Origin of the sequence: Vibrio ziniensis (genome assembly GCF_011064285.1) — a bacterium.
In the GTDB taxonomy this organism is placed as follows: Bacteria; Pseudomonadota; Gammaproteobacteria; order Enterobacterales; family Vibrionaceae; genus Vibrio; species Vibrio ziniensis.
The window spans coordinates 252,508-279,262 of record NZ_CP049331.1; the positions used below are offsets into that span (position 1 = coordinate 252,508).

22 protein-coding genes and 1 pseudogene are annotated in these 26,755 nt (G+C 43.5%); 18 read left to right on the forward strand and 5 right to left on the reverse strand.

What is annotated here, in order from left to right; genetic code table 11:
* Positions 1-71: 71 nt before the first annotated feature.
* Positions 72-893 (forward strand): serine O-acetyltransferase, encoded by an 822-nt coding sequence (gene cysE / locus G5S32_RS01120; RefSeq protein ID WP_165310098.1) that lies wholly within the window; start codon positions 72-74, stop codon positions 891-893.
* 85 nt (positions 894-978) lie between these two features.
* On the opposite strand, the gene G5S32_RS01125 is transcribed toward cysE, so the two are convergent.
* The 3 genes from G5S32_RS01125 to argE form a co-directional block, all read right to left on the reverse strand.
* Positions 979-1,518 (reverse strand): PadR family transcriptional regulator, encoded by a 540-nt coding sequence (locus tag G5S32_RS01125; protein WP_165312692.1) that lies wholly within the window; start codon positions 1,516-1,518, stop codon positions 979-981.
* 388 nt (positions 1,519-1,906) lie between these two features.
* The gene (gene ppc, locus G5S32_RS01130; RefSeq protein WP_165310099.1) at positions 1,907-4,540 is read right to left on the reverse strand and encodes a phosphoenolpyruvate carboxylase; all 2,634 of its coding nucleotides are present in this window, start codon (positions 4,538-4,540) and stop codon (positions 1,907-1,909) included.
* Positions 4,541-4,796: 256 nt separating this feature from the next.
* Complete coding sequence (gene argE, locus G5S32_RS01135; protein WP_165310100.1) at positions 4,797-5,933, reverse strand: acetylornithine deacetylase; 1,137 nt, start codon at positions 5,931-5,933, stop codon at positions 4,797-4,799.
* Positions 5,934-6,089: 156 nt separating this feature from the next.
* Between argE and argC the strand changes: the two genes are divergently transcribed.
* The 4 genes from argC (at position 6,090) to argH (ending at position 11,257) form a co-directional block, all read left to right on the forward strand.
* Complete coding sequence (gene argC, locus G5S32_RS01140) at positions 6,090-7,094, forward strand: N-acetyl-gamma-glutamyl-phosphate reductase (RefSeq protein ID WP_165310101.1); 1,005 nt, start codon at positions 6,090-6,092, stop codon at positions 7,092-7,094.
* Positions 7,095-7,103: 9 nt separating this feature from the next.
* On the forward strand, positions 7,104-7,895 hold the full coding sequence (gene argB, locus G5S32_RS01145) for an acetylglutamate kinase (RefSeq protein WP_165310102.1): 792 nt from the start codon (positions 7,104-7,106) through the stop codon (positions 7,893-7,895).
* Between the two features lie 115 nt (positions 7,896-8,010).
* Positions 8,011-9,225 (forward strand): argininosuccinate synthase, encoded by a 1,215-nt coding sequence (locus G5S32_RS01150; protein WP_165310103.1) that lies wholly within the window; start codon positions 8,011-8,013, stop codon positions 9,223-9,225.
* Positions 9,226-9,382: 157 nt separating this feature from the next.
* Positions 9,383-11,257, forward strand: a complete 1,875-nt coding sequence (argH, locus tag G5S32_RS01155; RefSeq protein WP_165310104.1) for an argininosuccinate lyase — start codon at positions 9,383-9,385, stop codon at positions 11,255-11,257.
* A gap of 221 nt (positions 11,258-11,478) precedes the next feature.
* Here the strand turns inward: argH and G5S32_RS01160 are convergent, their stop codons facing one another.
* Positions 11,479-11,733 carry a DUF3624 domain-containing protein gene (locus G5S32_RS01160; protein ID WP_165310105.1) on the reverse strand — a complete coding sequence of 85 codons (255 nt, stop codon included), beginning with the start codon at positions 11,731-11,733 and terminating at the stop codon, positions 11,479-11,481.
* Positions 11,734-11,871: 138 nt separating this feature from the next.
* Between G5S32_RS01160 and oxyR the strand changes: the two genes are divergently transcribed.
* Complete coding sequence (oxyR, locus tag G5S32_RS01165; protein ID WP_165310106.1) at positions 11,872-12,765, forward strand: DNA-binding transcriptional regulator OxyR; 894 nt, start codon at positions 11,872-11,874, stop codon at positions 12,763-12,765.
* 236 nt (positions 12,766-13,001) lie between these two features.
* Here oxyR and G5S32_RS01170 read toward each other — a convergent pair whose 3' ends face one another.
* Positions 13,002-15,476 carry a penicillin-binding protein 1A gene (locus G5S32_RS01170; RefSeq protein WP_165310107.1) on the reverse strand — a complete coding sequence of 825 codons (2,475 nt, stop codon included), beginning with the start codon at positions 15,474-15,476 and terminating at the stop codon, positions 13,002-13,004.
* A 142-nt stretch (positions 15,477-15,618) separates the two neighbouring features.
* Here G5S32_RS01170 and pilM point away from each other — a divergent pair, with 142 nt between their 5' ends.
* The 12 genes and pseudogenes from pilM (at position 15,619) to trpS (ending at position 26,732) form a co-directional block, all read left to right on the forward strand.
* Positions 15,619-16,629, forward strand: coding sequence for a type IV pilus assembly protein PilM (gene pilM, locus G5S32_RS01175; protein ID WP_165310108.1), 1,011 nt, complete (start codon positions 15,619-15,621; stop codon positions 16,627-16,629).
* A complete protein-coding gene (locus G5S32_RS01180) occupies positions 16,619-17,206 on the forward strand; it encodes a PilN domain-containing protein (RefSeq protein ID WP_165310109.1) in 588 nt (195 codons plus the stop codon). Before pilM ends, G5S32_RS01180 begins: the two co-directional genes overlap by 11 nt.
* Complete coding sequence (locus G5S32_RS01185; protein WP_165310110.1) at positions 17,199-17,798, forward strand: type IV pilus inner membrane component PilO; 600 nt, start codon at positions 17,199-17,201, stop codon at positions 17,796-17,798. Before G5S32_RS01180 ends, G5S32_RS01185 begins: the two co-directional genes overlap by 8 nt.
* Positions 17,795-18,331 carry a pilus assembly protein PilP gene (locus G5S32_RS01190; RefSeq protein WP_165310111.1) on the forward strand — a complete coding sequence of 179 codons (537 nt, stop codon included), beginning with the start codon at positions 17,795-17,797 and terminating at the stop codon, positions 18,329-18,331. The genes G5S32_RS01185 and G5S32_RS01190 overlap by 4 nt, the downstream gene beginning before the upstream one ends.
* A gap of 139 nt (positions 18,332-18,470) precedes the next feature.
* Positions 18,471-19,736: pseudogene (locus tag G5S32_RS01195) on the forward strand (type IV pilus secretin PilQ); the annotation flags it as partial.
* 186 nt (positions 19,737-19,922) lie between these two features.
* Positions 19,923-20,444: a shikimate kinase AroK gene (gene aroK, locus G5S32_RS01200; RefSeq protein ID WP_165310113.1), complete on the forward strand. Its 522-nt coding sequence runs from the start codon at positions 19,923-19,925 to the stop codon at positions 20,442-20,444.
* A gap of 27 nt (positions 20,445-20,471) precedes the next feature.
* Complete coding sequence (aroB, locus tag G5S32_RS01205) at positions 20,472-21,557, forward strand: 3-dehydroquinate synthase (protein WP_165310114.1); 1,086 nt, start codon at positions 20,472-20,474, stop codon at positions 21,555-21,557.
* A 47-nt stretch (positions 21,558-21,604) separates the two neighbouring features.
* The gene (locus G5S32_RS01210) at positions 21,605-23,125 is read left to right on the forward strand and encodes an AAA family ATPase (RefSeq protein WP_165310115.1); all 1,521 of its coding nucleotides are present in this window, start codon (positions 21,605-21,607) and stop codon (positions 23,123-23,125) included.
* Positions 23,126-23,195: 70 nt separating this feature from the next.
* Positions 23,196-24,017 (forward strand): Dam family site-specific DNA-(adenine-N6)-methyltransferase, encoded by an 822-nt coding sequence (locus tag G5S32_RS01215; protein WP_165310116.1) that lies wholly within the window; start codon positions 23,196-23,198, stop codon positions 24,015-24,017.
* Positions 24,018-24,182: 165 nt separating this feature from the next.
* A complete protein-coding gene (gene rpe / locus G5S32_RS01220; protein ID WP_102941187.1) occupies positions 24,183-24,857 on the forward strand; it encodes a ribulose-phosphate 3-epimerase in 675 nt (224 codons plus the stop codon).
* Positions 24,858-24,893: 36 nt separating this feature from the next.
* Positions 24,894-25,574, forward strand: coding sequence for a phosphoglycolate phosphatase (locus G5S32_RS01225; protein WP_165310117.1), 681 nt, complete (start codon positions 24,894-24,896; stop codon positions 25,572-25,574).
* A gap of 138 nt (positions 25,575-25,712) precedes the next feature.
* On the forward strand, positions 25,713-26,732 hold the full coding sequence (gene trpS, locus G5S32_RS01230) for a tryptophan--tRNA ligase (RefSeq protein ID WP_165310118.1): 1,020 nt from the start codon (positions 25,713-25,715) through the stop codon (positions 26,730-26,732).
* The last annotated feature ends 23 nt before the right edge of the window (positions 26,733-26,755 follow it).

Here is a 26,755-nt window from a genome sequence, read left to right on the forward strand (position 1 = left end):
GTCAGGTTCTCACTCAATATTACTATAAATACAGACCTGATTTTGACTGAACGTCCGGGACATAGAACACAATGAAATTTTGCGAAAAAGAGAAAGTTTGGCAGACCATCGTTAAGGAAGCTCGTGAACAATCTGAGCAAGAGCCTATGCTCGCTAGTTTCTATCACGCGACCATTATTAAGCATGATAGTTTATCGTCTGCATTGAGCTACATTCTGGCCAATAAATTAAATACCGCTTCTATGCCAGCAATGGCAGTACGTGAAGTGGTCGAAGAAGCCTTTGCGGCCGACCCTAGTATTACAGAAGCTGCGGCATGTGACATTTGCGCGACGGTGAACCGTGATGCTGCTGTTTCCATGTATTCGGTGCCGCTCTTGTATTTGAAAGGTTACCATGCATTGCAAGGTTACCGAGTGGCAAACTGGTTATGGAAACAGGGACGCAGAGCTTTGGCGGTTTATTTACAAAATCAAATCTCTGTTGCTTGCCAAGTAGATATTCACCCTGCAGCACGCATTGGTCGCGGCATCATGCTTGACCACGCAACGGGTATTGTTATCGGTGAAACTGCAGTGGTTGAGAATGATGTTTCTATCCTGCAGGACGTAACTCTAGGCGGTACAGGCAAAGAGTGTGGTGATCGCCATCCGAAAATCCGTGAAGGCGTGATGATCGGTGCTGGTGCGAAGATTCTGGGTAACATTGAAGTGGGTGAAGGGGCGAAAATCGGCTCTTGTTCTGTGGTACTTCAAGCGGTTCCTCCGCATACAACCGTAGCAGGTGTTCCTGCGCGTATCGTTGGCCGTCCTAAGTCTGAAAAACCATCTTTTGATATGGACCAGCAATTTAATGGTCGAGTACAGACGTTTACTGGTGGTGACGGTATTTAGTTCGAGACTAACAAAGCAATAAAAAAGGGATAATACAGTGATTATCCCTTTTTTATATTATGAAGATTGAGTAGCGTTCGACCTGTTAGCCGATAGCATCGAGCTCAGTCAGTACTTCTTCTGCCCAGTCAATCCAAGCTTGACGAAGTAGTAGGTTGCGACGCAGTGTTAAACGTTCTAAACGCTGCTGTTTATCTAACACTGCAGGTGTTGCGTAATATGCCGCTTCAATTTCCTGATAGTGTGCAACTAGCTTGCGAGACTCTTCAATAAGCTCACCAAGTTGAGTGCTAAAAGGTGCTGCTGGTTGAACAGAGCAAGCAATCAGTTTAGCGCTGAACTCATCGCGTACCGTTGGGTGTGCGGTGGGTTGATCGAACCATTCACCTAGCGCGCTGCGGCCTGAATCTGTAATTGAATAGACTTTTCTATCTGGTTTACCCTCTTGCGGCTCTAAAACACAAGTAACCAAACCTTGTTGGCCCATTTTGTTTAGCTCGCGGTAAACTTGCTGATGGCTGGCTTTCCAGAAGTAACCAATACTTGCTGAAAACTCTTTAGTGATGTCGTATCCCGTCGCATCACGTGTGCTTAAAACAGTGAGAATTACGTGTGGTAATGACATGTCTTTATTATCCAAATTGGTTAAGTAAATCAAAAATTGCTTAACTATCATTTGTGCTTCTAATGGCACGTTTTTTTAACTTAATAAATAGTTAAAAACTGAATAGTTAGAAATCTTAAGCAAATCGAGCACAAGTGTGCTTTTCATGTCACCTTAAAGCCGTTTATCACCTAGAAGGAGCTATGCGTATGCATACCTCACTACGATCTCTTTTTATAAGTGTCAGTATCGTAGAGGTGCAGTAGTATATCTAAATAATAAGCATAAAGTAGAATACAAGGATGATTAGACCTAAAAAACTGATATTATTCTCAATAAAAATCATATGCAAAATAAAAGGTCGCTTAGCTGCGACCTTTTGGTTTATTTTGGAATATAATGCTGTTAATTAGCCTGTATTACGCATACCTGCTGCGATGCCGGCAATCGTCACCATGAGTGCTTCTTCCAGTTCAGTCGCTGGCGTTTCAGACTGACGAGTACGGTGCAGTAGCTCAGCTTGTAGCATATTCAGTGGTTCTACGTAGATATTACGCAGACGGATGGATTCCTGGCCCCAAGGGTCGCTTTGCATCAGGTTCTCGTTGTTCTCTACATTCAGAACAGTCTTGATGTCTTTCTGTAGCTGATCACGCAGACGTTGACCTAGTGGGCGTAACTTCTCATCAACCAGACGCTCATCGTAGTAGCGAGCTAAATCAACGCTACATTTGGTGTATACCATCTCTAACATACCAAGACGAGTTGAGAAGAATGGCCATTCGCGACACATCTCTTCAAGCAGAGCTTGATGACCTTTATCGATAGAGAACTGAATCGCTTCACCCGCACCTAACCAAGCTGGAAGCATCAAACGGTTTTGGCTCCAAGAGAAAATCCACGGAATCGCACGTAAACTTTCAACGCCGCCATTCGGATTACGTTTTGCTGGGCGAGAGCCTAGTGGCAATTTACCCAGTTCAAGCTCCGGTGTTGCTTGACGGAAATAAGGCACAAAATCAGGCTCACCACGAACCACATGACGATAAGCTTCACAAGAAACTTCTGATAGTGCATCCATCAGTTCGCGCCATTCTTGTTTCGGCTCTGGAGGTGGCAGTAAGTTCGCTTCAAGAATCGCACTAGCGTACATGTCGAAGCTGTTTACAGCGATTTCTGGCAAACCTAGCTTAAAGCGGATCATCTCACCTTGCTCTGTCACACGAAGACCGCCTTTCAGGCTCTTCGGTGGCTGAGAAAGTAGCGCAGCATGGGCAGGCGCACCACCACGACCAATAGTACCCCCACGGCCATGGAACAAAGTCAGTTCGATACCTTCTTGTTCACACACTTTGACCAATGAGTCCATTGCTCGGTATTGAGCCCAACCCGCAGACATCACACCTGCATCTTTCGCTGAGTCAGAATAACCGATCATTACCATTTGATGGTTTTGAATGAAGCCACGGTATAGGTCGATGCTCATTAGCTGCTTGATGACATCTTCAGCGTTGTTCAAGTCATCTAATGTTTCGAACAGTGGGCATACATCCATACGGTAAGGGCAGCCTGCTTCTTGAAGCAGTAGATGCACTGCCAGTACATCAGACGCTGTACGAGCCATAGAAATAACGTAAGCACCGAACGCAGCACGAGGCTGTGCAGCAATGATCTTACAAGTATCAAGAACTTCTTTGACCGGCTCAGAAGGTTCCCAATCGCGAGGAAGAAGAGGGCGCTTAGAACTTAACTCATTAGTTAAGAATGAAATCTTGTCTTGCTCACTCCAGTGATTGTAATCACCGATGCCGAGATAGCGAGTCAGCTCAGACAGTGCATCAGCATGACGAGTACTTTCTTGGCGGATATCAAGACGAACTAGGTGAACACCGAATGCTTTGATACGGCGTAGAGTATCTAACAGTGAACCATCAGCAATGACACCCATACCGCATTCATGCAGAGACTTATAACACGCGTATAGCGGGTCCCAAAGTTGGCTGATATCACGTAGTGGTGCTTTAACGGCTAGTTTTTGACCGTGAATTTTCGCATCCAGAATCTCTAGTGTTTCTTGAAGTAGTGAGCGAATGCCTTTAAGGATTGCACGGTATGGTTCGTGTTCGTTTTCACCAGCAAGCTGACGCAGTTCATCGCTGCACTTGGTCATTGATAGCTCACTGACCAACTCGTTGATATCACCTAAGTAAAGATCAGCGGCTTTCCAACGAGAAAGCAGTAGTACTTCACGAGTGATGGTGTGAGTTACAAATGGGTTACCGTCACGGTCACCACCCATCCATGATGAGAAATGAACAGGGCGAGCGTCCAGTGGTAGACCTTCACCTAAATACTCTTTTGCTCGTTCATTTAGGTCACGTAGGAACTCAGGTACTGCTTGCCATAGAGAGTTTTCTACCACAGCGAAGCCCCATTTAGCTTCGTCTAATGGTGTTGGGCGCTGTTGACGAATAACGTCTGAATGCCAGCTCTGAGCTATCAACTGTTCTAGACGACGTTCAGTTTTACGGCGTTCTTTAGATGAAAGTTCGGTTAACTCTAGACGTGACAGGCACTCATTTATTTTTACCAACTTGTTTATCATCGTACGACGGGTGATTTCAGTTGGGTGAGCAGTTAATACTAGCTCAATGTTGAGTTCTCTAAGTGCCTGAGCTGTATCGAGTTTGCTAATCGAGTTCTGGCTAAGTTTTGAAAATAGCGCATGAATCGCATCGGGTTCGCACACGTTCTCTTCACAATGACGTGAAATGGTGTGGTATTGCTCTGCAATATTGGTCAAATTCAAAAATTGGTTAAAAGCGCGAGCAACTGGAGTCAGTTGATCGTTTGGAAGGCTTTTTATCTCTTCAATAAGTAGATTTCGGTCCGCTTGATTACCTGCCATAGCAGATTTTGAAAGCTTACGGATGGTTTCTACTTTCTCTAAAATAACATCGCCATCTGCATCTTGAATGGTTTTACCCAGAAGATGTCCGAGCATGCTCACGTTACTTTTGAGTGCAGAGTATTTCTCGTTCATTGTCATCCTGCCTTGTAAAAAAATTACATCCTGTGTTTCTTGTTAGAGGGACAATTTATCGAAGATTGCCCAGTCTAGTCAAATGATGCTGGTGATTTCTTTGCCAGTTTTACTTTATTACCTGCAATGTAAGTTTGCTTAATTTAGGTGGTTTGTTGGAAATTTCTTACAAAACAACAAGACGTTCATCACATTGTTATTAATGTAGTACGTCATGTTGTTTTTTAGTTAAGAGATGCACCTGAAAAGCTGCAAATTAGAAGCAATATTTGTACATTGCTTTCGAAAGGATGTTGATGGTCGGATCGATAAACTCGAAGGCCAAAAATTCATCTGGCTGATGAGCTTGGTCGATGGAACCCGGTCCCATTACCAATGTCGGGCAAATTTCTTGAAGGAATGGCGCTTCAGTACAGTAGTTAACTGTCTGAGCATCCACGCCAGTGATTTCGCTGATTCCTGCAATGAAAGGGTGGTCATGCTGGCATTCGTAACCAGGAATGGCGTCATGTAGCGGTTCTATCTCAATTCTTCCTGGCCATTTCTCTTGTACTTGAGTCAGAGCACTACGCAGCATGTTGTCCAAGCCATCCAAACTGATACCTGGAAGTGGACGAACATCATAATGCAGTTCACAACAACCGCAGATGCGGTTTGGACTGTCGCCGCCGTGGATATGTCCTAGGTTTAGAGTTGGACTAGGAATATCAAAACCGGGGTGATGATACTCTTTCACTAACTTATCGCGTAGTTGCATCAGAGCGTAGAGTACTTCGTACATGATCTCGATGGCGTTGACACCCAACGCAGGATTTGAAGAGTGCCCAGATTTACCCGTCACTCTTATTGCATTTGCTACGTGACCTTTATGACCCCGTACTGGCACTAAACTTGTTGGTTCGCCAATAATACAGTAATCCGGTTTGAACGGAGTATTTTGAGTGAAGTGGCGTGCACCGAGCATGGTTGTTTCTTCATCGCAGGTCGCCAATATATAAAGAGGCTTTTTCTGTTTACTCCAGTCAACTTTCTTCACCGCTTCTAAAATAAAAGCGAAGAAGCCTTTCATGTCGGCAGTTCCTAAACCATAGAAGCGATTGTTTGCTTCGGTTAGCGCATGTGGGTTGTAGTTCCATCTTCCTTCATCGAAAGGAACGGTATCACTATGGCCAGATAGCAATAAGCCACCTTCACCTTCGCCTTTTTTTGCGATAAGGTTTTGTTTACCAGGGGCAACTTGAACCACGTCCACTTGAAAGCCCAATGCGCGGCACCAATCAGCCAATTTAGCGATGACTTTTTCGTTGCCTTCATCCCAACGACTATCGGTGGAGCTGATGGATGAGGTTGAAATAAGACCTTCATAAACCTCAAGGAAACTTGGCAATTGCATATATTATTTGCTCCTACTATTGACAGAATTACGTTGAAACTGTAAAACACATATTAAATCACTTTTAGTGAATAAAAAACCGATAAAAGTGCTAATTTTAAATATTTATAGTCACTTTTAATTGTCGATTTTTTACTCGATTTAGGACGTTTTGAGATGTTAAAAACCACCATCATCGGCGCAAGCGGTTATACCGGAGCAGAATTGGCTCTTATGGTGCACAAACACCCTGAGCTCACGCTATCAGGTTTATACGTTTCAGCCAACAGCGCTGATGCAGGAAAGTCAATTGGTCAACTACATGGTAAGCTCGCTGGTTTACTCGATTTGCCCGTGCAACCTATTGTTGATGTTGAAAAAGTTGCACAAGAGTGTGATGTTGTATTTCTGGCGACGGCACACGAAGTGAGCCACGACATTGCGCCGATTTTTCTGGCAAACGACTGTCAGGTGTTTGATCTTTCTGGCGCTTATCGCGTGGATGATGAGGGTTTCTATACTCAGTACTATGGCTTTGAACATCAGCATGCTGATTGGTTGAAAAAAGCGGCTTATGGTTTGGCTGAATGGAATTTAGAAAATATCAAACAGAGTCAATTAGTTGCTGTTGCAGGTTGTTATCCGACAGCTTCTCAGCTAGCAATTAAGCCTTTGATTGAAAGCAATTTATTAGATTTACAACAGTGGCCCGTGATCAATGCGACCAGTGGTGTATCAGGTGCGGGTCGCAAAGCGACACTCACTAATAGCTTCTGTGAAGTGAGCTTGCAGCCTTACGGCGTGTTTAACCATCGTCATCAGCCTGAAATTGCTACTCATTTAGGTCGTGAAGTGATATTCACACCACATTTAGGCAATTTTAAACGCGGTATTTTAGCCACGATTACCATGAAATTAGCTCAAGGTGTAACGGCAGAACAAGTGAAGCAAGCATTCACTCAGGCTTACCAAGGTAAAGCTGCTGTTCGTCTATGCTTGGATTCGTTACCTCGTATCCAAGATGTTGAATTTACTCCGTTCTGCGATATCGGTTGGAAAGTGCAGGGCGAACATGTGATTGTTGTTTCAGCAATCGACAATTTATTAAAAGGTGCATCAAGTCAAGCGATGCAGTGTTTAAACATTCACTACGGTTTCGATGAGCTAACAGCTCTGGTGTAAGGGTTATATATGACGGATACAAAACTAGATCCATTGGTGATTAAGTTAGGTGGCGCAGCTCTGTCTTGTTCAGAGACGCTAAGTAAGCTTTTCAGCGCAATCGCACAGTATCAAGCCCAAGCTCAGCGACGAATTGTTATCGTTCATGGTGGCGGTTACCTTGTGGATGATTTAATGGCTAAGTTACAGCTACCGACAGTCAAAAAAGACGGTTTACGTGTCACTCCTTATGATCAAATCGGTGTGATAGCTGGTGCTTTAGCGGGTACGGCCAATAAAATGCTTCAAGGCCAGGCAATCAAAGACGGTTTGAACGCAGTCGGTTTATGTTTGGCTGATGGCGGTTTATGCGTGGTAGAAGAGCTTGATCCAGAACTTGGCGCGGTAGGTAAATCAAGCGCTGGTGATGGTACTGTCACTAAACTCCTATTAGAGGCGGGCGTAGTACCAATTATTAGCTCGATAGGCTTGACTAAAGATGGTCAAATGATGAATGTAAATGCTGACCAAGCTGCTGTTTCCGTTGCTAGTGCGTTAGATGCTGAGTTAGTTCTATTATCCGATGTAAGTGGCGTATTGGATGGTAAAGGTCATCTGATTTCGACGCTTGACGAAGCAAAAGCAAAAAGTTTGATTGAAGGTAAAGTGATTACCGACGGTATGATCGTAAAAGTCAACGCAGCGTTAGACGCAGCGAAAGAGCTTGGCCGTCCAATTGAAGTAGCGACATGGCGTTATCCTGAGAAGCTTGCCAAGCTATTTGCTGGTGAAAGTATCGGTACTCAATTTTTACCTAAATAGTGAATTAGAAATGGCGGTTTCAAAACAGCCAATTTTAGAACAGTTAAACAAACGAATTTAAAGGAATCCTGAGCCCTGACCGCCAAGTACAGAGCCAGATATTTGGAGATATAAAATGAGCAAAGTTCAAGTCAAAAAAGTTGTCGTAGCCTACTCTGGCGGTCTAGATACATCAGTAATCATTCCATGGTTGAAAGAGAACTATGAGTGTGAAGTAGTCGCATTTGTTGCTGATGTTGGCCAAGGTGCAGAAGAGCTTGTTGGTATTGAAGAAAAAGCGATCGCTTCTGGTGCTTCAGAGTGTTACGTGGTTGACCTGAAAGAAGAATTGGTAAAAGACTACATCTACCCAACGCTTAAAACAGGTGCTTACTACGAAGGTAAATACCTACTAGGTACTTCTATGGCTCGTCCTGTGATTGCAAAAGCACAAGTAGAAATCGCTCGTAAAGTAGGCGCTGACGCACTGGCTCACGGCTGTACTGGTAAAGGTAACGACCAAGTACGTTTCGAAGGCGCATTTGCAGCGCTAGCACCAGATCTACATGTCATCGCTCCTTGGCGTGAATGGGATCTAGTGAGCCGTGAAGAGTGTCTAGACTACCTAGCTGCACGTAATATTCCTTGTGCGGCATCACTGACTAAAATCTACTCACGCGATGCAAACGCATGGCACATCTCAACAGAAGGTGGTGTGTTGGAAAGCACTTGGAATGCGCCAAACGCAGATTGCTGGGCGTGGACTGTTGACCCAGAGCAAGCACCAAACGAAGCTGAATATGTCACTCTAAAAGTGAAAAAAGGCGAAGTGATTGCAGTAGATGGTAAAGAACTCTCTCCATACCAAGCACTTGTTGCACTAAATGAGAAAGGTGTAAAACATGGTATCGGTCGTATAGATATCGTTGAAAACCGCCTGGTAGGTATGAAGTCTCGTGGTTGTTACGAAACTCCGGGGGGCACTATCATGATGGAAGCTCTACGTGCAGTTGAACAACTTGTGCTAGATAAAGCATCATTTGAGTTCCGTGAAGAAATCGGTATCAAAGCTTCTCACCTAGTTTATGACGGTCGTTGGTTCACTCCACTACGTAAGTCAGTATTTGCGGCAGCAAATGCACTAGCTGAAGACATTAACGGTGAAGTGGTTATCAAACTTTACAAAGGCCAAGCAACCGCAACGCAAAAACGTTCTGAAAACAGCCTGTACTCAGAAGAGTTTGCAACCTTCGGCGCAGACGAAGTTTACGACCAAAGCCATGCTGGCGGCTTCATCCGTCTTTACTCTTTGGCTAGCCGTATCCGAGCGCTAAACGAAGCGAAAAAGTAATTCTAAGGCTCTCCTACAGGGAGCTAAATTTAAAATAATAAAACTATGAGGATCGCGATTGCGCGATCCTTATTTACAATTAAAAAACACCAAACACTGGCAGAAATGAAGTATCCTTTGGCGCAGTAGCCAAGGAATTAGATGCAGGAGAAGCACAATGGCATTATGGGGCGGAAGATTTACCCAAGCAGCAGATACGAGATTCAAAGAGTTTAATGATTCATTGCGCTTTGATTACCGATTGGCTGAGCAAGACATTGTGGGTTCTATTGCATGGTCAAAAGCATTGCTTTCTGTCAACGTACTGAATGAAGACGAACAGCAAAAACTTGAGTTGGCATTGAATGAACTCAAGTTGGAAGTGATGGAAGACCCAGAACAAATTCTGCGTTCGGATGCTGAAGATATCCACTCATGGGTAGAGCAACAACTGATCAGTAAAGTCGGTGATTTAGGTAAAAAACTGCACACTGGCCGTTCTCGTAATGACCAGGTCGCGACTGACCTCAAACTTTGGTGTCGTCAGCAAGGTCAACAGTTGCTTATTGCTCTTGACCGTTTACAAAGCAAAATGGTTTCAGTGGCAAGAGAGCACCAAGGCACCGTGTTACCGGGCTATACTCACTTGCAACGTGCTCAGCCTGTGACTTTTGCTCACTGGTGTTTAGCTTATGTTGAGATGTTTGAGCGTGACTATTCACGTGTTAGTGATGCGATTAGACGTCTTGATACTTGTCCTCTAGGCTCTGGTGCTCTGGCTGGTACTGCGTATCCAATGGATCGTGAAAAGCTGGCACACAACCTTGGTTTCCGTCGCGCAACACGCAACTCTCTTGATTCCGTATCAGACCGTGACCACGTGATGGAACTAATGTCGGTAGCTTCTATCTCAATGCTACACCTTTCTCGTCTGGCTGAAGATATGATTTTCTATAACTCAGGTGAATCTGGTTTCATTGAGTTAGCGGATACAGTGACGTCTGGTTCATCATTGATGCCACAAAAGAAAAACCCAGATGCACTTGAGCTTATTCGTGGAAAAACCGGACGCGTGTATGGCTCATTAGCTGGCATGATGATGACGGTTAAAGCTTTGCCATTGGCATACAACAAAGACATGCAGGAAGACAAAGAAGGTCTGTTTGACGCTTTGGATACCTGGAACGACTGTATGGAAATGGCGGCGCTGTGTTTTGACGGCATTAAAGTTAACGGTGAACGTACGCTAGAAGCGGCGAAGCAAGGCTATGCAAACTCTACTGAACTGGCTGATTATCTAGTAGCGAAAGGTATTCCATTCCGTGAAGCACACCATATTGTGGGTGTGGCTGTGGTTGGTGCTATTGCCAAGGGTTGTGCGTTGGAAGAGTTAACGCTAGAAGAGCTAAAAACGTTCTCTGCTGTGATTGAAGATGATGTGTATGCAATTCTGACTATTGAGTCTTGTTTGGAAAAACGTAGTGCTCTTGGTGGCGTAGCGCCTCATCAGGTGGCTTATGCAGTTGAACAAGCGGAACTACGTTTATCTAAACGTGATGCGACCTCTGTGAAAGTGCGTCCTGCTCGCTTAACAGATATTGAAGCACTAGAAGGTATGGTGACGTACTGGGCGAACATGGGTGAAAACCTACCACGCTCTCGTAATGAAATCGTCCGCGATATCGGCTCATTTGCTGTCGCAGAGCATAACGGTGAAATCACTGGCTGTGCTTCTCTTTATGTTTATGACTCAGGCTTAGCTGAAATTCGTTCACTGGGCGTTGAAGCTGGTTGGCAGGGACAAGGACAAGGTGCAGCAATTGTTCAGTACTTGGTGAATAAAGCTCGTCAAATGGCGATTAAGAAAGTTTTTGTGCTAACTCGTACTCCTGAGTTCTTTATGAAACTACACTTTATTCCAACGTCAAAAACCTTGTTGCCAGAGAAAGTTCTGAAAGATTGTGAGAAGTGTCCTCGTCAGCATGCGTGTGATGAAGTTGCGTTAGAGGTGAGTGTCTCTGAACAATTAATTACTAAGATGAAAGTTGCATAACACGTTGAATTTAAAGAAAGGAAAAAAGATCGAAAAAAGATCATAATTTTCCGGAACCAAATAGAAAAAGCACGGTCTACTTTAATACCACTGCTTTTTCTTAGAAGAATCTAAGAGAGCCCTAAGACAGATATTGTTTTTAGGGCTTTTTCTTTTTAGAGGGGTAATGTTTTCTTTATGTCAAACACGTCAACGTTGATCTGGATAAAGTTCAAACGGCTCTAATCACTTTTTCCCTGACGCTTACGCCAAGGCAAAATGACGTACTTCATCCATAAATGTAGAAACAGAAGCGTGTTGAAAGCAAAGCCCGCGACGATCAAAGCGATCGACTCAATGCTACGCGGATCCTGCTTAAAGAAGAAAAACCATATTACCCAGCACACGACCGACAATACGGTCAGTTGATCCATACAACGTTGACACGTACCAATCTTCTTCCAAAACCAATTTTGTTGGCAGTTATCGCAAGCCATCTCACTAACCCTAGTCAAATCTCTATACCGAGTTTAACTGCCATTATCGTCATGTTCAGTAAATTAGTCACAAAATCTTTGATAGATCCAATCAGTTGATGTTATGGTTTTGATAGTTCAATTCTATCGGGGTGAATAATGAATATTCGAGACTTTGAATATTTGGTTTCGTTGGCAGAGCACAAGCATTTTCGCAAAGCGGCCGAAGCGTGTTTTGTTAGTCAGCCAACATTAAGTGGGCAAATTCGTAAACTGGAAGACGAGCTGGGAACTGTGTTGCTGGAACGCAGCAGTCGACGTGTTCTCTTTACTGAATCTGGCTTACAGCTTGTTGACCAGGCAAAACGTATTTTAGGTGAAGTGAAAACATTTAAAGATATGGCGAGCAAGCAAACGGGTGCCATGACGGGACCAATGCATATTGGTTTTATTCCAACGCTTGGACCTTACTTATTACCTAAGATTGTTCCGTCCCTAAAAGAGCATTTTCCAGAGCTAGAGTTGTTTCTTCATGAAGCTCAAACTCATCAACTGGTTCAGCAATTGGAAGATGGTAAGTTAGACTGCTTGGTTTTAGCATCAGTCGATGAAACGGCTCCATTTAAAGAGATTGACGTTTACAATGAACCTATGAGTATTGCCGTTCCTTGTGATCACCCTTGGGCTGACCATGATGAGATCGATATGCTGGAGCTCAATGGTAAAACAGTTTTGGCATTAGGCGATGGACACTGCTTGAGAGATCAAGCATTAGGTTTCTGCTTTGCTGCTGGTGCAAAAGATGATGACCGCTTTAAAGCAACAAGCTTAGAGACACTGCGCAACATGGTTGCAGCAGGGGCAGGCATTACTTTGTTGCCTAAGCTATCTCTACCGAAAGAAAAAGTGAAAGACGGTGTGTGTTATATCAAAGCGATCAACCCTGAACCATCACGTCGATTGGTTGTCGCGTATCGTCCGGGTTCGCCTTTACGTCAGCGTTTTGAAAACCTAGCTAAGTTGATGAAAGAAACCTTAGAGGCTCAAGCTTAAGTGATACCATCCTAGATAAAAATATGATCAGATTGAGCATCGGCGAGCAGCGAATGGGCGTCAAACGCAAACGCGCATTCATTCGTCCCTGAAGCTCCGCCGAGCCGTCCATGGCTCGGAGGGTTTGCTTATCGACGCCCATTCACTGATCAGGAAATTTTCCAGAATGGTATGACTGAACCAGTGATAAAAAAGAGGCCCTAAGGCCTCTTTTGGGGTTTGATACAGTGAAGAGTTTAGAACAATTCGTCGCCACTGGTTGTTGAGTAGATATCTCCAGAAACATTTTCTTGAATGTATTCTTTTGGTTCAGTGCCTTTCAAGAAATACTCAAACATAGATGTGGCGTCTTGTTTATTGGTTAGCAGACCAGTATCTCGGTCGATACGAACGCGAACAATATTGTTCGGTAACGCTCTCTCTTGTTCTGGTACACCTTCTAGTGCTTGGCCCATAAACTCAATCCAGGCTGGTTGAGCTGTTTTTGCACCCGCTTCAGCACCAGCTACATCATCTTCAATATTTGGATTTGGTATTGTTTTGCCAAGGTTACGGCTATGTTCATCAAAGCCGACCCAAGCGATAGCTACTACGCCCGGAGCATAACCGTTATACCAAGCATCTTTTGAATCGTTGGTTGTACCTGTTTTACCGCCAATATCTCTGCGTTTGAGAGCTTGAGCGCGCCATCCCGTACCATTCCACCCGGTTTTCTCAGCCCAGTTACCTCCCCCCCAAATGTTGCTATACATCATTTCGCGAACAAGGAATGCAGTTTGTTCTGAAATCACTTGTTTAGCGTAGTGGTGTTCAGCGCCTTGAGTATCGAACCCATCCGCTTTTGGACAGTTTTGGCGACAGACAATAGTAGGCTCTGCTTCAAATTCAATATCACCGTATGGGCTTTCCACTTTTTGAATGTAGTAAGGCTCAACGTAATAGCCACCGTTGGCAAACACAGAGTAACCTTGAGCCATTTTCACTGGTGTTAAACTGCCAGCACCAAGCGCAATAGTTTCTGATTTTGGTAGTTGGTCAAGATCAAAACCAAAACGTGTTAGGTATTGACGAGTATCTTCCAAACCGACTTCACGCAAGACACGAACCGCCATTACGTTTTTTGATTGTGCGAGACCAATACGAACTCGAGTTGGACCTGTGTAAGTCGGTGGCGAGTTCTTCGGACGCCAAGCAGTTCCTTGGCTTTCATCCCACTGGTTTATCGGTGCATCGTTAATCAGTGTCGCCAGTGTTAAGCCTTTATCTAAAGCTGCTGAATAGATAAATGGTTTTATACTCGAACCAACTTGGCGTACCGACTGAGTGGCACGGTTAAATTTGTTATGAACAAAGTTAAAGCCACCCACAAGCGCTTCAATAGCACCATTTTCAGGATCCATAGCGACAAATGCAGTATTGGCATTTGGTACTTGGCTCAACTGCCATATTGGAGTATCAGCTTTGTCTTGAGATGTCCTACGCACCCAGACTTGCTCACCTGCTTTTAGAATATCCTTTGTACTACTTGGAACGGGTCCTTGGCGATCATCAGTAATAAAACGACGAGCCCAGTTCATGTTGTTCCAATCAATCGTAAATTCACCCTGGTTTTTAACCCAAACTGTAGCTGATTTTGCTTCTGTGCTGAGAACGACAGCTGGAGAAAGTTCACCATAAGTCGGTTCCTTTTTCAGATGTTCAACAATCTGTTCTTCTCTCCATGCCGATTGGTTAGAGGTCCACAGTTCTTTTTCCGCTCCACGATAGCCGTGACGCTCATCGTAGGCAATCAGGTTATGAATAGCAGCTAAGTTGGCCGCTTGTTGGCGTTTAGAATCGACAGTGGTATAGATGTTCATACCTGAGGTATAAGCGTCTTCGCCATAGCGTTCAACCATCCAAGCGCGAGCAATTTCTGCAACATACGGAGCGTTGAGCTCGATTTCTGCTCCGTGATAATTGGTCGGCAACACTTCAGCACGAGCCGTATCGTACTGTGCTTGGGTTATGTACTTTTCTGCAAGCATACGAGCCAATACTACATTACGGCGGTTAGTGGCTCGCTCTAATGAATAGATTGGGTTCATGGTTGATGGAGCTTTTGGTAAGCCTGCAATCAACGCAATTTCACCTAAGGTTAAGTTCTTAACTTCTTTACCAAAATAAGATTGAGCTGCTGCCCCTACACCATAAGAACGATAACCCAAATAAATTTTGTTGAGGTAAAGCTCTAGAATTTCGTCTTTAGTTAGCAGTTGCTCGATGTGGATAGCGATAAAAATTTCTTTTACTTTTCGCATAATTTTCTTCTCATTCGACAAGAAGAAATTGCGAGCTAGCTGCTGAGTAATCGTACTTGCCCCTTGTGAGGCACTACCTGAAGCAATAACTGCAAATGCTGCTCGGGTAATACCGATAGGGTCAAAACCAAAGTGATCATAGAAGCGAGAGTCTTCAGTGGCGACGATCGCCTCTAACAGTTCTTTTGGCATGTCATCCAGACGTAGTGGAATACGACGTTTCTCGCCGAACTGCGCAATGAGTTTGCCATCTTTACTAAAGACTTGCATTGGCGTTTGAAGTTTGACGTCACGTAAAGTTGCAACGTCAGGTAACTCTGGTTTTACGTACAAATAGAAACCAAAAATTGTACTAGCTCCAAGGGCTATGCAAATCAATGAAAAAATTAATAAACGCTTTATGAACTTCACCGGAGATTTCCTGTTTAGTAGAGGCTGCCTTAATGCAATCCCTTGTACTCTAAGCTAAAAAAGTTGCTCTCAAAAGTAGTTATCGCTTATTTGCCCAATGAATAGGCGTTATAGCGGAGCTTTCTTATTGGAGTAGAGCTATATGGTTCAATCATTTGTTATAGGTGTCGATATCGGACACCATAGTATTAAAGCTGTGGTTATAAAACCTTCAGCTAATAAGTATACGCTGTTCGGTTATAAGGAAATACGTGTTACTGATGATATTTTCGCTGATAACCATGTATTGGTTTATCAGAAAATTGTAAAGAAACTCAAAGAACTAAAAAAGGGTTTACCGTTATTTAGTCGAAAAGTCGTTATTGCCATTCCAGATAACACAGTAATTAGTAAGATATTACAGATAGATAGCGACGTTGAACTCAATGAACGAGAGTTCGCTATTTATCAAGCTTTTTCTTATCAATCTCCATTCCCAATGGCAGATGTATCCCTTGATTTTATTCCTGAACCCAACCGTCTAAATATTGAGACTGCAACAACTAAAAGTAATTTAGTTGCCTATCAAGTGTATGCGACTAAACGAGACGTTGTGGAAAGCCGTACTTTTGCTTTAGAGAAAGCGGGTTTTGAGCCAATTTTAGCAGAAGTTCAAACACATGCCTTAGTTCAGTTATGGCAGCTTTGCAGCCAAACCTTTGCTCGCACAGATTTTCTATTGCTGGACGTTGGACATACTCAGACAACCTTGTGTTTCGATTTTGCGAATAAACCTCCATTTTATAAACAAATTGCAGAGGGCACATCCTACATATTGGCAGAGTCAAATCGGGGACAGTCTGATGTCACTAAAGATAAGAGTTTTGAGCTGGTGGAGAAAATTGCCAAGCAAATTCATCTGTTTATATCGGTAAATGGGACAACAACTCTTAGTGGTATTTGGTTAACCGGAGGTGGTGCAAACCTCGAAGTGATTCAGACAGCGTTGATTGAAAAGGTGGATCTCATCTGTGGAGTATTGGACCCATTTAGTCTGTTCAATGATAAGTCTAAAGGATGTCATCTCTCAGGCTTAACTCCGTCAGCTTTTGCAACTGCGGCAGGGCTTGCTCTAAGGGGAATCAATTGGTTGGAGGTTGAGCATGTTATATAGCATTAACTTACTGCCATGGCGTGATACTCAAAAGCAATCTCATAGAAAGCGTTTTATTCATTTCACTATTATGGCGGTTGGCTTAGGTGCTGCTCTGCAATGGGCCGCAGGTTGGTATCTCGATTATCAGGTGAATATTGAGAGAGGTCGCCTTGATTACTTAAACCAACATATTGCCAAATTGGATAGGAAACTTGATTTACTTAACCTAGTTGATAAGGAGTACCAATATTTAAATACTCGTTTTGAACTGGTGGAATCACTGCAGAAAAAGCGCAACAAAACTACCCAAATTATGGTTCTTATCCCTCAACTTATTCCTGAAGGAGTATACGTAGATCAAATCAATATGAACGATAACAGTATTGAGCTTCAGGGTATCAGTGACAGTACAGCTCAATTAGCAACGATGTTAGATCGGCTTGAGCGTTGTTCTTCTATCTCTAATGTTGAAATGCGTTCTATCGTCTCAGGAAACTTTCGATTTGGTCGGCCATTCCAAAGCTTTCAAGCATCGTTCTCTATCTTCCTGGACGGTCGTGACCTAACTACTTCAAAGGCGGTGATAAATGGGTGATTTTAATAACCTAGAGATCGACGATATTGCAGAGTGGCCACTGCTACCTCAGCTTGTCATGTTATTGATTGTTGCTTTGTTGATTCAAGGTGTGGGGTATTGGTTCTATCTCACGCCTAAGCAAAACACTTTGCATCTTCTTATTGAAGAGGAGCAAACACTCAAATCAGCGATCCGCACTAAAGCCCATAAGGTCGCTAATCTGCCGCAAGTCAAAGCTCAACTTGATGATTTGTCAGAGCGTTATGATGACCTTTTACAGCAACTGCCTGAACAGAAGGAACTCGCTACTCTGCTAGCGGCTGTGAATGAACTCGGAAATAAACATCAATTAAAGATCATTCGTATTGAATGGGGAGAAAAAGAGCAGCAAGCGTTCTTGTCTCGCATGCCATTAAACTTAGAGCTAACAGGTGAATACCACAATATTGGCTTATTTTCACAAGCTATCGCTCAGTTGCCTCGGATAATCCATTTAGAAGACGTTAACTGGCAAAGAATCCGTCATGACAGCGAAAACTTAAGCGTTCAGGTACGAGCGTTTACCTATCAATATCATCCTGATGTCGTTAACAAAGGTGAGCTGCAATGAGAAACAAATTCGGTTGCCGGTTGCTGCTGTGTATTGGAATGTTTGGCTGTCAGGCAAATGAAGACTCTCTGACCGAATACGTTGGGCAAGTCACATTCGATAGTCACAAAAGTATCGTTCCTCCAAACCCCAGAGTGCCTGTTGAAGCATTCATCTACGAGAACACAAGCTCAAGACAACCTTTCGAATTACCTAGAGAAGCGGAAACTCAAAGCCAAGCTGTGGAAAATAAAGAATGTAATCAGCCTGTCACTCGTATTGCAAAAGATCCTTTAGAGCAATTTGCTTTAAGCCAGTTGAACTTTAAAGGCGTGATAAGTAATGGCAAAAGTATATCGGCATTGATTCAGACGACAGATGGAAAACTATTCTATGCCGAACAAGGCCAGTACATCGGCTTGAATCATGGAAAAATTACGCAAATAAGTCAGTCCAATTTACTGATATCAGAATCGATAGTTGATGGTTCTGGTTGTTGGCAACATCGCAGGGAGAAATTGGCTCTGCAGCAAAGAGAACATATTGATGGCTAAGAAAAGTTACTTAAGGATGATGGCTATAAAATGCTTGCTACTAGGCAGTTGCTGTGGATTTGTCTCTACGACACTGGCAGAGCAGGCAAGCGACATTAAATCTTCTGAGTTGGAGGCATATCCTCACGATAAACAATTTGTTTCTATCAATTTCCAAGATGTACCGGTACGCAGAGTGCTTCAACTTCTTGCCGATTACCAGCGCTTCAATTTAATTGTTTCTGATTCTGTCGATGGAAATATTTCGCTACGTCTTGATAGTGTTTTGTGGGAAAAGGCACTCAATATCATTCTTGAAGCTAGAGGCTTGGATAAACGAATAGATGGCAATGTGATGCTGATTGCTTCCAAGAGTGAGTTGGATTTACGGAAACAACAATATTTGGAAAAAGCGCGTATGGAAGAGGCGTTAGGTGACTTGCAATTTGATGTTATTGAAGTCAGTTTTGCTAAAGCTTCCGACATCGCAGAGATGATAAATGGAACTGGCGTGGTTCGCATGCTCTCTGAGCGAGGCTCTATCAGTATTGATGAGAGAAGCAATGCGCTTTTAATTCGTGAGTTGCCAAAGAATATTGCGGTGATCCGGGAAATCGTGAAATCTTTGGACGTACCTGTAAAACAAGTTCAGATAGAAGCTCGAATCGTTACTGTCAATGAAGGTGATTTAGAGGAGCTAGGTGTTCGCTGGGGGTACACTTCAACGAATGGTAGCTTTACTTCTGGAAGTAGTATTGAGAGTAACTTGTATGCTACTGGGTTGTTAGAGTCAGATGAGAATCTTGATGCCGATAAGGGGTTAGTGCCGATTGACAACTTTTTAAATGTGAATTTGGCCGCAACAACGACAGGATCTTCAAGTATTGCTTTCCAAGTCGCTAAATTGGGTGCTGATACCTTATTGGATTTGGAGCTATCAGCACTACAACGAGAATCTAAAGCTGAAATTATTTCTAGCCCAAGACTGATTACCACCAATAAAAAACCTGCTTATATTGAGCAGGGGACAGAGTTACCTTACTTGGAAGCCTCTTCCAGTGGCGCAACTACAGTGGCATTTAGAAAAGCGGTACTGAGCCTAATGGTGACACCGCAAATTACCTCGGACAACCGTTTGGTTCTCGATCTTAGCGTGACTCAAGACCGTGTAGGAGATGTCGTAAAAACGGGGACTGGTGAAGCCGTCGCCATTAATACTCAGAGAATCGAAACGCAGGTACTAGTAAATAACGGTGAAACAGTCGTGTTAGGTGGTATTTTTCAACACAGTGTAAACAGCTCAGTTGAGAAAGTACCTTTGTTAGGCGATCTTCCGCTATTAGGTGCTTTATTCCGCCGAAGCTACGAAAAAATGGGTAGAAGTGAGTTATTAATATTTGTTACACCTAAGGTGGTTATTCAATAACTTATCGCTATTATTCATTATGAAGAAAAATTAAAGTTGCATTAGTGCCACCAGATCTAGATAATTTCGGGTCTTATCACGAAATATCTGTGAGGAATAGGTGCCACAAGCATTCCTATCGTTGACTTATGTCCGGCGAATTTTGTGGCGATGTCATTGAATTAACGTTGTAAATTACTGCTAAACATGGCTGAGAAACGCAATATTTTTCTTGTCGGTCCTATGGGCGCCGGCAAAAGTACAATTGGTCGACACCTAGCTCAACAACTGCATATGGAGTTCGTAGACTCTGATACAGTTATCGAAGAGCGCACTGGTGCTGATATCGCATGGGTATTCGATGTTGAAGGTGAAGAAGGTTTCCGCAAGCGCGAAGAAACTGTAATCAACGACCTCACTGAACAACAGGGTATCGTTCTAGCGACTGGTGGTGGCTCTGTATTGAGCAAAGAAAACCGTAACCGCCTATCTGCACGTGGTATTGTCGTATATTTAGAAACCACCATTGAAAAGCAACTTGCTCGCACCAACCGCGACAAAAAGCGTCCATTACTACAGACGGACTGCCCGCGAGAAGTTTTAGAGAGTCTAGCTGATGGTCGTAACCCTCTGTATGAAGAGATCGCGGACATTACCGTGCGTACAGATGATCAAAGTGCAAAAGTGGTAGCCAATCAGATCGTAAAAATGCTAGAAGAACATAACTAATTTGTTCTTTTTATTGGAGTGCAGACCATGGAACGGATCACGGTCAGCTTAGGTGAACGTAGCTACCCTATCTCAATTGGTGCCGGATTGTTTAATGATCCGGCTCTTCTTTCTCTTTCCGCAAAACAAAAAGTTGTTGTCATCACGAATCATACAGTGGCTCCATTGTATGCGGATAAGATAACAGCACTACTCGACCAAAAAGGTTGCATCAGTTCAGTACTAGAGCTGCCTGATGGTGAGAAATATAAAACCTTAGAAACGTTCAATACGGTTTTGAGCTTCCTGCTTGAACATAACCATAGCCGAGATGTTGTCATTATCGCTTTGGGTGGTGGTGTTATCGGTGATTTAGTCGGTTTTGCTGCGTCGTGTTATCAACGTGGTGTCGATTTTATTCAAATACCGACCACACTGCTTTCTCAAGTGGATTCTTCTGTGGGTGGTAAAACCGCAGTTAACCATCCGCTGGGCAAGAACATGATTGGTGCATTTTACCAACCGAAAGCGGTCATCATTGACACAGACTGCCTTGCGACTCTTCCTGAGCGAGAATTCGCCGCAGGCATGGCTGAAGTTATCAAGTATGGTATTATCTACGACGAAGCTTTTTTCGTTTGGTTAGAACAACATATGGATGAACTGTATGAGTTGGATGAACAAGCTCTGACGTACGCAATTGCGCGTTGTTGCCAGATTAAAGCGGAAGTTGTTGCTCAAGATGAAAAGGAATCAGGCATTCGTGCCTTGTTGAATTTAGGTCATACCTTTGGTCATGCGATAGAAGCGGAACTTGGGTATGGTAACTGGTTGCATGGTGAAGCGGTTTCTGCAGGTACCATGATGGCAGCCAAAACGGCTCAACTACAAGGTTTAATTACCCAGCAACAAGTTGAGAGAATCCTATCTATATTTAAAAGAGCAAAATTGCCGGTACATACCCCAGAAAGTATGTCTTTCGATGATTTCATGAAACACATGATGCGCGATAAAAAGGTGTTAGCGGGTGAATTACGTTTGGTATTACCAACCAGCATTGGTACATCTGACGTAGTGAAAGGCGTACCGGAAACCATTATTGAGCAGGCAATAGATTATTGCCGTACCTTTTAGTTTGGTAGTTACCCTTAGGGTAATGCTGTTTGCCTTTAGGATGAATGATGAATTGGGCACATGTGCTGGAGTTAGATTCTCAGACTGAGTTATTGGAGCGTTTGCATCTTCTGACTCGTTTTAGCTCAAATTTGATCAACGTGTGTGGTAGCCAAGGTGCAGGGAAATCTTGGCTAGCGCAGCGCTACCTAGAAGCATGGGCGAATGATAAAAATCAGTCATTACTCATGTGTCATCCTAATCAAGACGACGAACAACGCCGGATTACTATTCTCTCTCAGCTAAGCTCTGAATCTCTTTTTAATCCCAAAGACTCTCTTGTTGAAAGTTTTTCACATCTATTTGAACAAACCCACTGTGATATTGTTGTTGTCATCGATGATGCGCACTTGCTGTCTGAAACATTGGTCTCTGAATTGTGGATGTGGATCCTAGAATCTCAAGCTAATCCTCTCTGGACAGTGAATGTAGTATTGTTTACGCAATCTACTGGTTTAGATGCACTTTTAACTCGTTTAAGCTATGGTCAAGAACACAAACCTGTTGATTTAGAAGTTGAAATCCTTAGCCATGATGAGGCTGACCGTTTGTTTGAACAACGCGTAATGCGCTATGTCGATGATGAACATGAACGTCGTGTAAGGGCTGCTTATCGAAAAGTAAAACGCTTACCAGGAGAGATTATGGCGTTGGGAGAACAGAAAATGGAAAAACGTATTGTGATTCGCTCGATTATAGGTTCGCCAGTGAACGCAATTTTATTAGTACTTATCGTGCTACTCTTGATCGGCGCTGGGTACTGGTGGTGGCTTTCTCAACCATCTCCAAACGATAGAGCACAGCAATTGACTCTAGCTAAAGAGCAAACAGCCATTCCAACACTAAGCGAACCAAGTCCGCTTGTGGATCCAAACAATAGCGCGGGTTCTTCTCCATCTTCTCCAGTCAATAGCGGTATTGTTGATGATTCTGCAGCCCTTCCACCTGATGTTATTGAAGTAAAAGAAGGTGTGGGGATGTCTGATAATGAGCAGCAGCGTGTAGTGATCACCTCTGATGTGGTGGATGCTTTGTTAGAAGGTAAGCCAGAGAAGACTGATACCTCTAAGATTGACAATCTAGTGGAAAAATCTTCTGTACCTCAAACATCATCAGTGTCTCAAACCACCACAGCAGCAACACCTACGCAAACGGTGGATATTGAACAGCCTAAACAAGCTGAGCCAGCACCAGTGGTAGAAACTCCGCCTGAAGTGAAAATCACCTTCTCGTATGCGAGAGAAGAGCTTAAAGCTATGTCTCCTCGTAGTTATACCTTGCAATTGGCTGCGGTTAATACACTTCCTGATGCGCAGCGTTTTATTGACCAGTATCAGCTACAAGGGAAGGTAAATGTTTACCCAACATTAAGAAATGGTGTGGAGTGGTACATTATTACCTATAGCAACTATCCCACTATTCAGTTGGCGAGAGATGCAGTAGAAACCTTGTCAAAACCTTTGCAACAACTTGGACCTTGGGCAAAATCTTTAAGCCAAGTGCATAGAGAGATCGATCGTGCGAAATAAACCTGAGCTCGCTCATAAAATATGTTACATTTCGCAGCCTTATTTTTGTGGTGATGAATTAGAGCAGTAGATGAAGAAGCAGCGTGCCTTTCTGAAATGGGCTGGTGGTAAATATGGCCTAGTCGAAGACATCCAACGCCACTTACCATCTGCTGAACAGTTGGTTGAGCCATTTGTTGGTGCCGGTTCCATATTCTTGAACACAGAGTATGAGCACTACCTATTGGCCGATATTAACCCAGATCTGGTCAATCTTTACAATCTGCTCAAAGAGAATCCACAGCAGTACATTTCAGAATCCAAACGTTGGTTTGTGGCTGATAACAACCGCAAAGAGTTTTATCTGGATGTTCGTTCTCAGTTCAATCGATCTGATGATGTTTTGTATCGTTCATTGGCATTTCTATACATGAACCGTTTTGGCTTTAACGGCCTTTGTCGTTACAACAAAAAAGGCGGATTTAACGTTCCGTTTGGTTCATATAAGAAGCCTTACTTTCCTGAATCAGAGTTAGAATTCTTTGCTGAAAAGGCGCAGAAGGCGACGTTTATCTGTACGGGGTATGAAGAAACATTCCGTCGGGCAGGCGCAAGCAGTGTGATTTATTGCGATCCACCGTATGCGCCATTGTCAAATACGGCGAATTTCACTTCTTATGCCGGAGCCGGCTTTACGCTTGACGATCAAGCTGCTCTGGCGGACATTGCGGAGAAAACCGCAAGTGAGCGCAATATCCCAGTATTGATATCAAACCACGATACAATTTTAACTCGTCGCCTCTATAACGGTGCGCAATTAAATGTGGTCAAAGTGAAACGTACTATTAGCCGCAATGGTTCAGGCCGTAATAAAGTGGATGAATTGCTGGCACTGTTTAAAGCTCGCTCTTAATTTCTTTACACTAAGTTTTGGGAAGGTTGGATACTCATTATCTTCCCAAAATGACCTTCCTTAGAAAAACCAAAAAACCTTAACGCTAGGATCTCCAGCCTCCCTTAGGTAGAATGACGCACACATTGTGTTCAGCTTGCATTCAATAAGCCTAAGAGGTCAGGTATGAAAGATTTTCTCATTGCTCCATCCATTCTTTCCGCAGATTTAGCTCGTCTGGGAGAAGACGTCGAAAAAGCGCTCGCAGCAGGTGCTGACGTGGTGCATTTTGATGTGATGGATAATCACTATGTACCTAACCTGACCTTTGGCGCCCCGATTTGTAAAGCGCTGCGTGACTATGGCATTACTGCACCAATTGATGTGCATTTGATGGTGAAGCCGGTCGATCGCATCATCCCTGATTTTGCAAAAGCGGGGGCATCTATGATTACTTTCCACGTGGAAGCGTCAGAACACGTTGATCGCACACTGCAACTGATTAAAGAACACGGCTGTAAAGCGGGCGTTGTTTTAAATCCAGCAACATCATTAAGCCACTTAGATTATCTGATGGATAAAGTAGATATGATTCTGCTTATGTCAGTAAACCCAGGTTTTGGTGGTCAGTCGTTCATCCCACATACACTGGATAAACTTCGCGCAGTGCGTAAGTTGATTGATGAAAGTGGTCGTGATATCCGCCTAGAAGTGGATGGTGGCGTTAAAGTAGAAAACATTCGTGAAATTGCTGAAGCTGGCGCGGATATGTTTGTTGCGGGTTCAGCGATTTTTGATCAACCAGACTACAAAGCAGTCATTGATGATATGCGCGCCGAACTGGCTCGTGTTGAAAAATAATTATTAATAAAAAAGAGAAAGTTAGGGAAGTCGATAGTGAAGAAAATTAAGCTGATAGCTTTTGATTTAGATGGCACGTTATTGGATAGCGTTCCAGATTTGGCTGTAGCAGCAGACCAAGCAGTACAAGCGTTGGGTTACCCTGGTGTAACAGAAGTTGAAGTGAGAGATTACGTTGGTAATGGTGCCGATATTCTTATTGGACGATCCCTAAGCCGTAACCTTGTTGTTGACCCTGCCTTGGATAAAGCCGTACATGCCAAAGCTCGAGAGCTGTTTGACGATTTTTATGAAAAGACCGGTCACAAACTTAGCCACTTATACAGTAATGTAAAAGAGACTTTATCATCTCTACATCAAGCGGGTTTTACTTTGGCGTTGGTGACCAACAAACCGTCTAAATTTGTTCCGCACGTGTTGGAACAGCATAATATTGCTCAGTTCTTTACTGACGTGATTGGCGGTGACACCTTCCCGAATAAAAAGCCTGACCCAATGGCTTTAAATTGGCTGTTGGAAAAGCACCAAGTTGATGCGAGCCAAATGCTAATGGTTGGTGATTCGAAGAACGACATCTTAGCGGCAAAAAATGCAGGTTGTGCATCATTTGGTTTAACTTACGGTTACAACCACGGTGAACCAATTGCCAATGCAAACCCAGATTATGTCGCTGATGATATTGCACAATTGCTCGATGTTGTTGCGGTTTCAGCATAAAAACTATTTTCTTAACTAGAAAAATACTCGTTAATGAGTACACTGCTAAATCGCGCTGAAATAATCAGGTTGTAAACCGATTCAGCGCGTTAGATTGTTTGACCTTATATTCTTATCTGTAACAAGGAAATCATACCCATGAGCAAACCCATCGTATTGAGTGGTGTTCAGCCATCTGGCGAACTAAGTATCGGTAACTACTTGGGTGCTCTACGTCAATGGCAACAAATGCAAGACGACTACGATTGCCAATACTGCGTTGTTGATTTACATGCAATTACGGTTCGTCAAGAGCCTAAAGCCCTGCATGAAGCAACTCTAGACGCATTGGCGATTTGTTTGGCAGTTGGTGTTGATCCGAAGAAGAGCACGCTTTTTGTTCAGTCTCATGTACCAGAGCATGCTCAACTTGGTTGGGTGTTGAACTGTTACACACAAATGGGTGAGCTGAGCCGTATGACTCAGTTTAAAGATAAATCAGAACGTTACGCGAACGACGTAAACGTCGGTTTGTTTGATTACCCTGTACTCATGGCAGCAGATATTCTGCTTTATGGTGCACACCAAGTTCCAGTGGGCAGTGACCAGAAGCAACACTTAGAGTTGGCGCGTGATATCGCAACGCGTTTTAACAACATCTATTCGCCAGAAGCTCCAATCTTCACAATTCCAGAGCCGTACATTCCAACGGTAAACGCGCGTGTGATGAGCTTGCAAGATGCGACCAAGAAAATGTCTAAATCAGACGATAACCGTAAAAACGTTATTACTCTGCTAGAAGACCCTAAGTCGATTATCAAGAAGATCAATAAAGCGCAAACAGATACAGAGACACCACCACGTATTGCTCACGACGTTGAGAACAAAGCGGGTATTTCTAATCTAATGGGCTTGTACTCTGCTGCAACAGGTAAAACGTTTGCAGAGATCGAAGCGCAATATGCTGGCGTTGAAATGTATGGTCCGTTTAAGAAAGACGTCGGTGAAGCATTAGTGGCTATGCTTGAACCTGTACAGGCGGAATATGCACGTATTCGTAACGACCGCGAGTATTTAAACAGCGTAATGCGTGATGGTGCTGAGAAAGCATCGGCTCGTGCACTGCAAACGCTGAAGAAAGTATACGAAGCAGTAGGTTTTGTGACTCGTCCATACTAGATTCGACTTTCGGCAAGAGTTGG

What these genes read in the sequence shown, in the direction of transcription:
- aroB (WP_165310114.1), top strand. Translation starts at nt 20,472, where the DNA reads ATGGAACGGATCACGGTCAGCTTAGGTGAACGTAGCTACCCTATCTCA.
- argC (WP_165310101.1), top strand. Translation starts at nt 6,090, where the DNA reads ATGTTAAAAACCACCATCATCGGCGCAAGCGGTTATACCGGAGCAGAA.
- oxyR (WP_165310106.1), top strand. Translation starts at nt 11,872, where the DNA reads ATGAATATTCGAGACTTTGAATATTTGGTTTCGTTGGCAGAGCACAAG.
- argB (WP_165310102.1), top strand. Translation starts at nt 7,104, where the DNA reads ATGACGGATACAAAACTAGATCCATTGGTGATTAAGTTAGGTGGCGCA.
- G5S32_RS01185 (WP_165310110.1), top strand. Translation starts at nt 17,199, where the DNA reads ATGGGTGATTTTAATAACCTAGAGATCGACGATATTGCAGAGTGGCCA.
- argH (WP_165310104.1), top strand. Translation starts at nt 9,383, where the DNA reads ATGGCATTATGGGGCGGAAGATTTACCCAAGCAGCAGATACGAGATTC.
- G5S32_RS01215 (WP_165310116.1), top strand. Translation starts at nt 23,196, where the DNA reads ATGAAGAAGCAGCGTGCCTTTCTGAAATGGGCTGGTGGTAAATATGGC.
- trpS (WP_165310118.1), top strand. Translation starts at nt 25,713, where the DNA reads ATGAGCAAACCCATCGTATTGAGTGGTGTTCAGCCATCTGGCGAACTA.
- G5S32_RS01190 (WP_165310111.1), top strand. Translation starts at nt 17,795, where the DNA reads ATGAGAAACAAATTCGGTTGCCGGTTGCTGCTGTGTATTGGAATGTTT.
- pilM (WP_165310108.1), top strand. Translation starts at nt 15,619, where the DNA reads ATGGTTCAATCATTTGTTATAGGTGTCGATATCGGACACCATAGTATT.
- G5S32_RS01160 (WP_165310105.1), bottom strand. Translation starts at nt 11,733, where the DNA reads ATGGCTTGCGATAACTGCCAACAAAATTGGTTTTGGAAGAAGATTGGT.
- argE (WP_165310100.1), bottom strand. Translation starts at nt 5,933, where the DNA reads ATGCAATTGCCAAGTTTCCTTGAGGTTTATGAAGGTCTTATTTCAACC.
- rpe (WP_102941187.1), top strand. Translation starts at nt 24,183, where the DNA reads ATGAAAGATTTTCTCATTGCTCCATCCATTCTTTCCGCAGATTTAGCT.
- G5S32_RS01125 (WP_165312692.1), bottom strand. Translation starts at nt 1,518, where the DNA reads ATGTCATTACCACACGTAATTCTCACTGTTTTAAGCACACGTGATGCG.
- G5S32_RS01210 (WP_165310115.1), top strand. Translation starts at nt 21,605, where the DNA reads ATGAATTGGGCACATGTGCTGGAGTTAGATTCTCAGACTGAGTTATTG.
- G5S32_RS01180 (WP_165310109.1), top strand. Translation starts at nt 16,619, where the DNA reads ATGTTATATAGCATTAACTTACTGCCATGGCGTGATACTCAAAAGCAA.
- aroK (WP_165310113.1), top strand. Translation starts at nt 19,923, where the DNA reads ATGGCTGAGAAACGCAATATTTTTCTTGTCGGTCCTATGGGCGCCGGC.
- cysE (WP_165310098.1), top strand. Translation starts at nt 72, where the DNA reads ATGAAATTTTGCGAAAAAGAGAAAGTTTGGCAGACCATCGTTAAGGAA.
- ppc (WP_165310099.1), bottom strand. Translation starts at nt 4,540, where the DNA reads ATGAACGAGAAATACTCTGCACTCAAAAGTAACGTGAGCATGCTCGGA.
- G5S32_RS01150 (WP_165310103.1), top strand. Translation starts at nt 8,011, where the DNA reads ATGAGCAAAGTTCAAGTCAAAAAAGTTGTCGTAGCCTACTCTGGCGGT.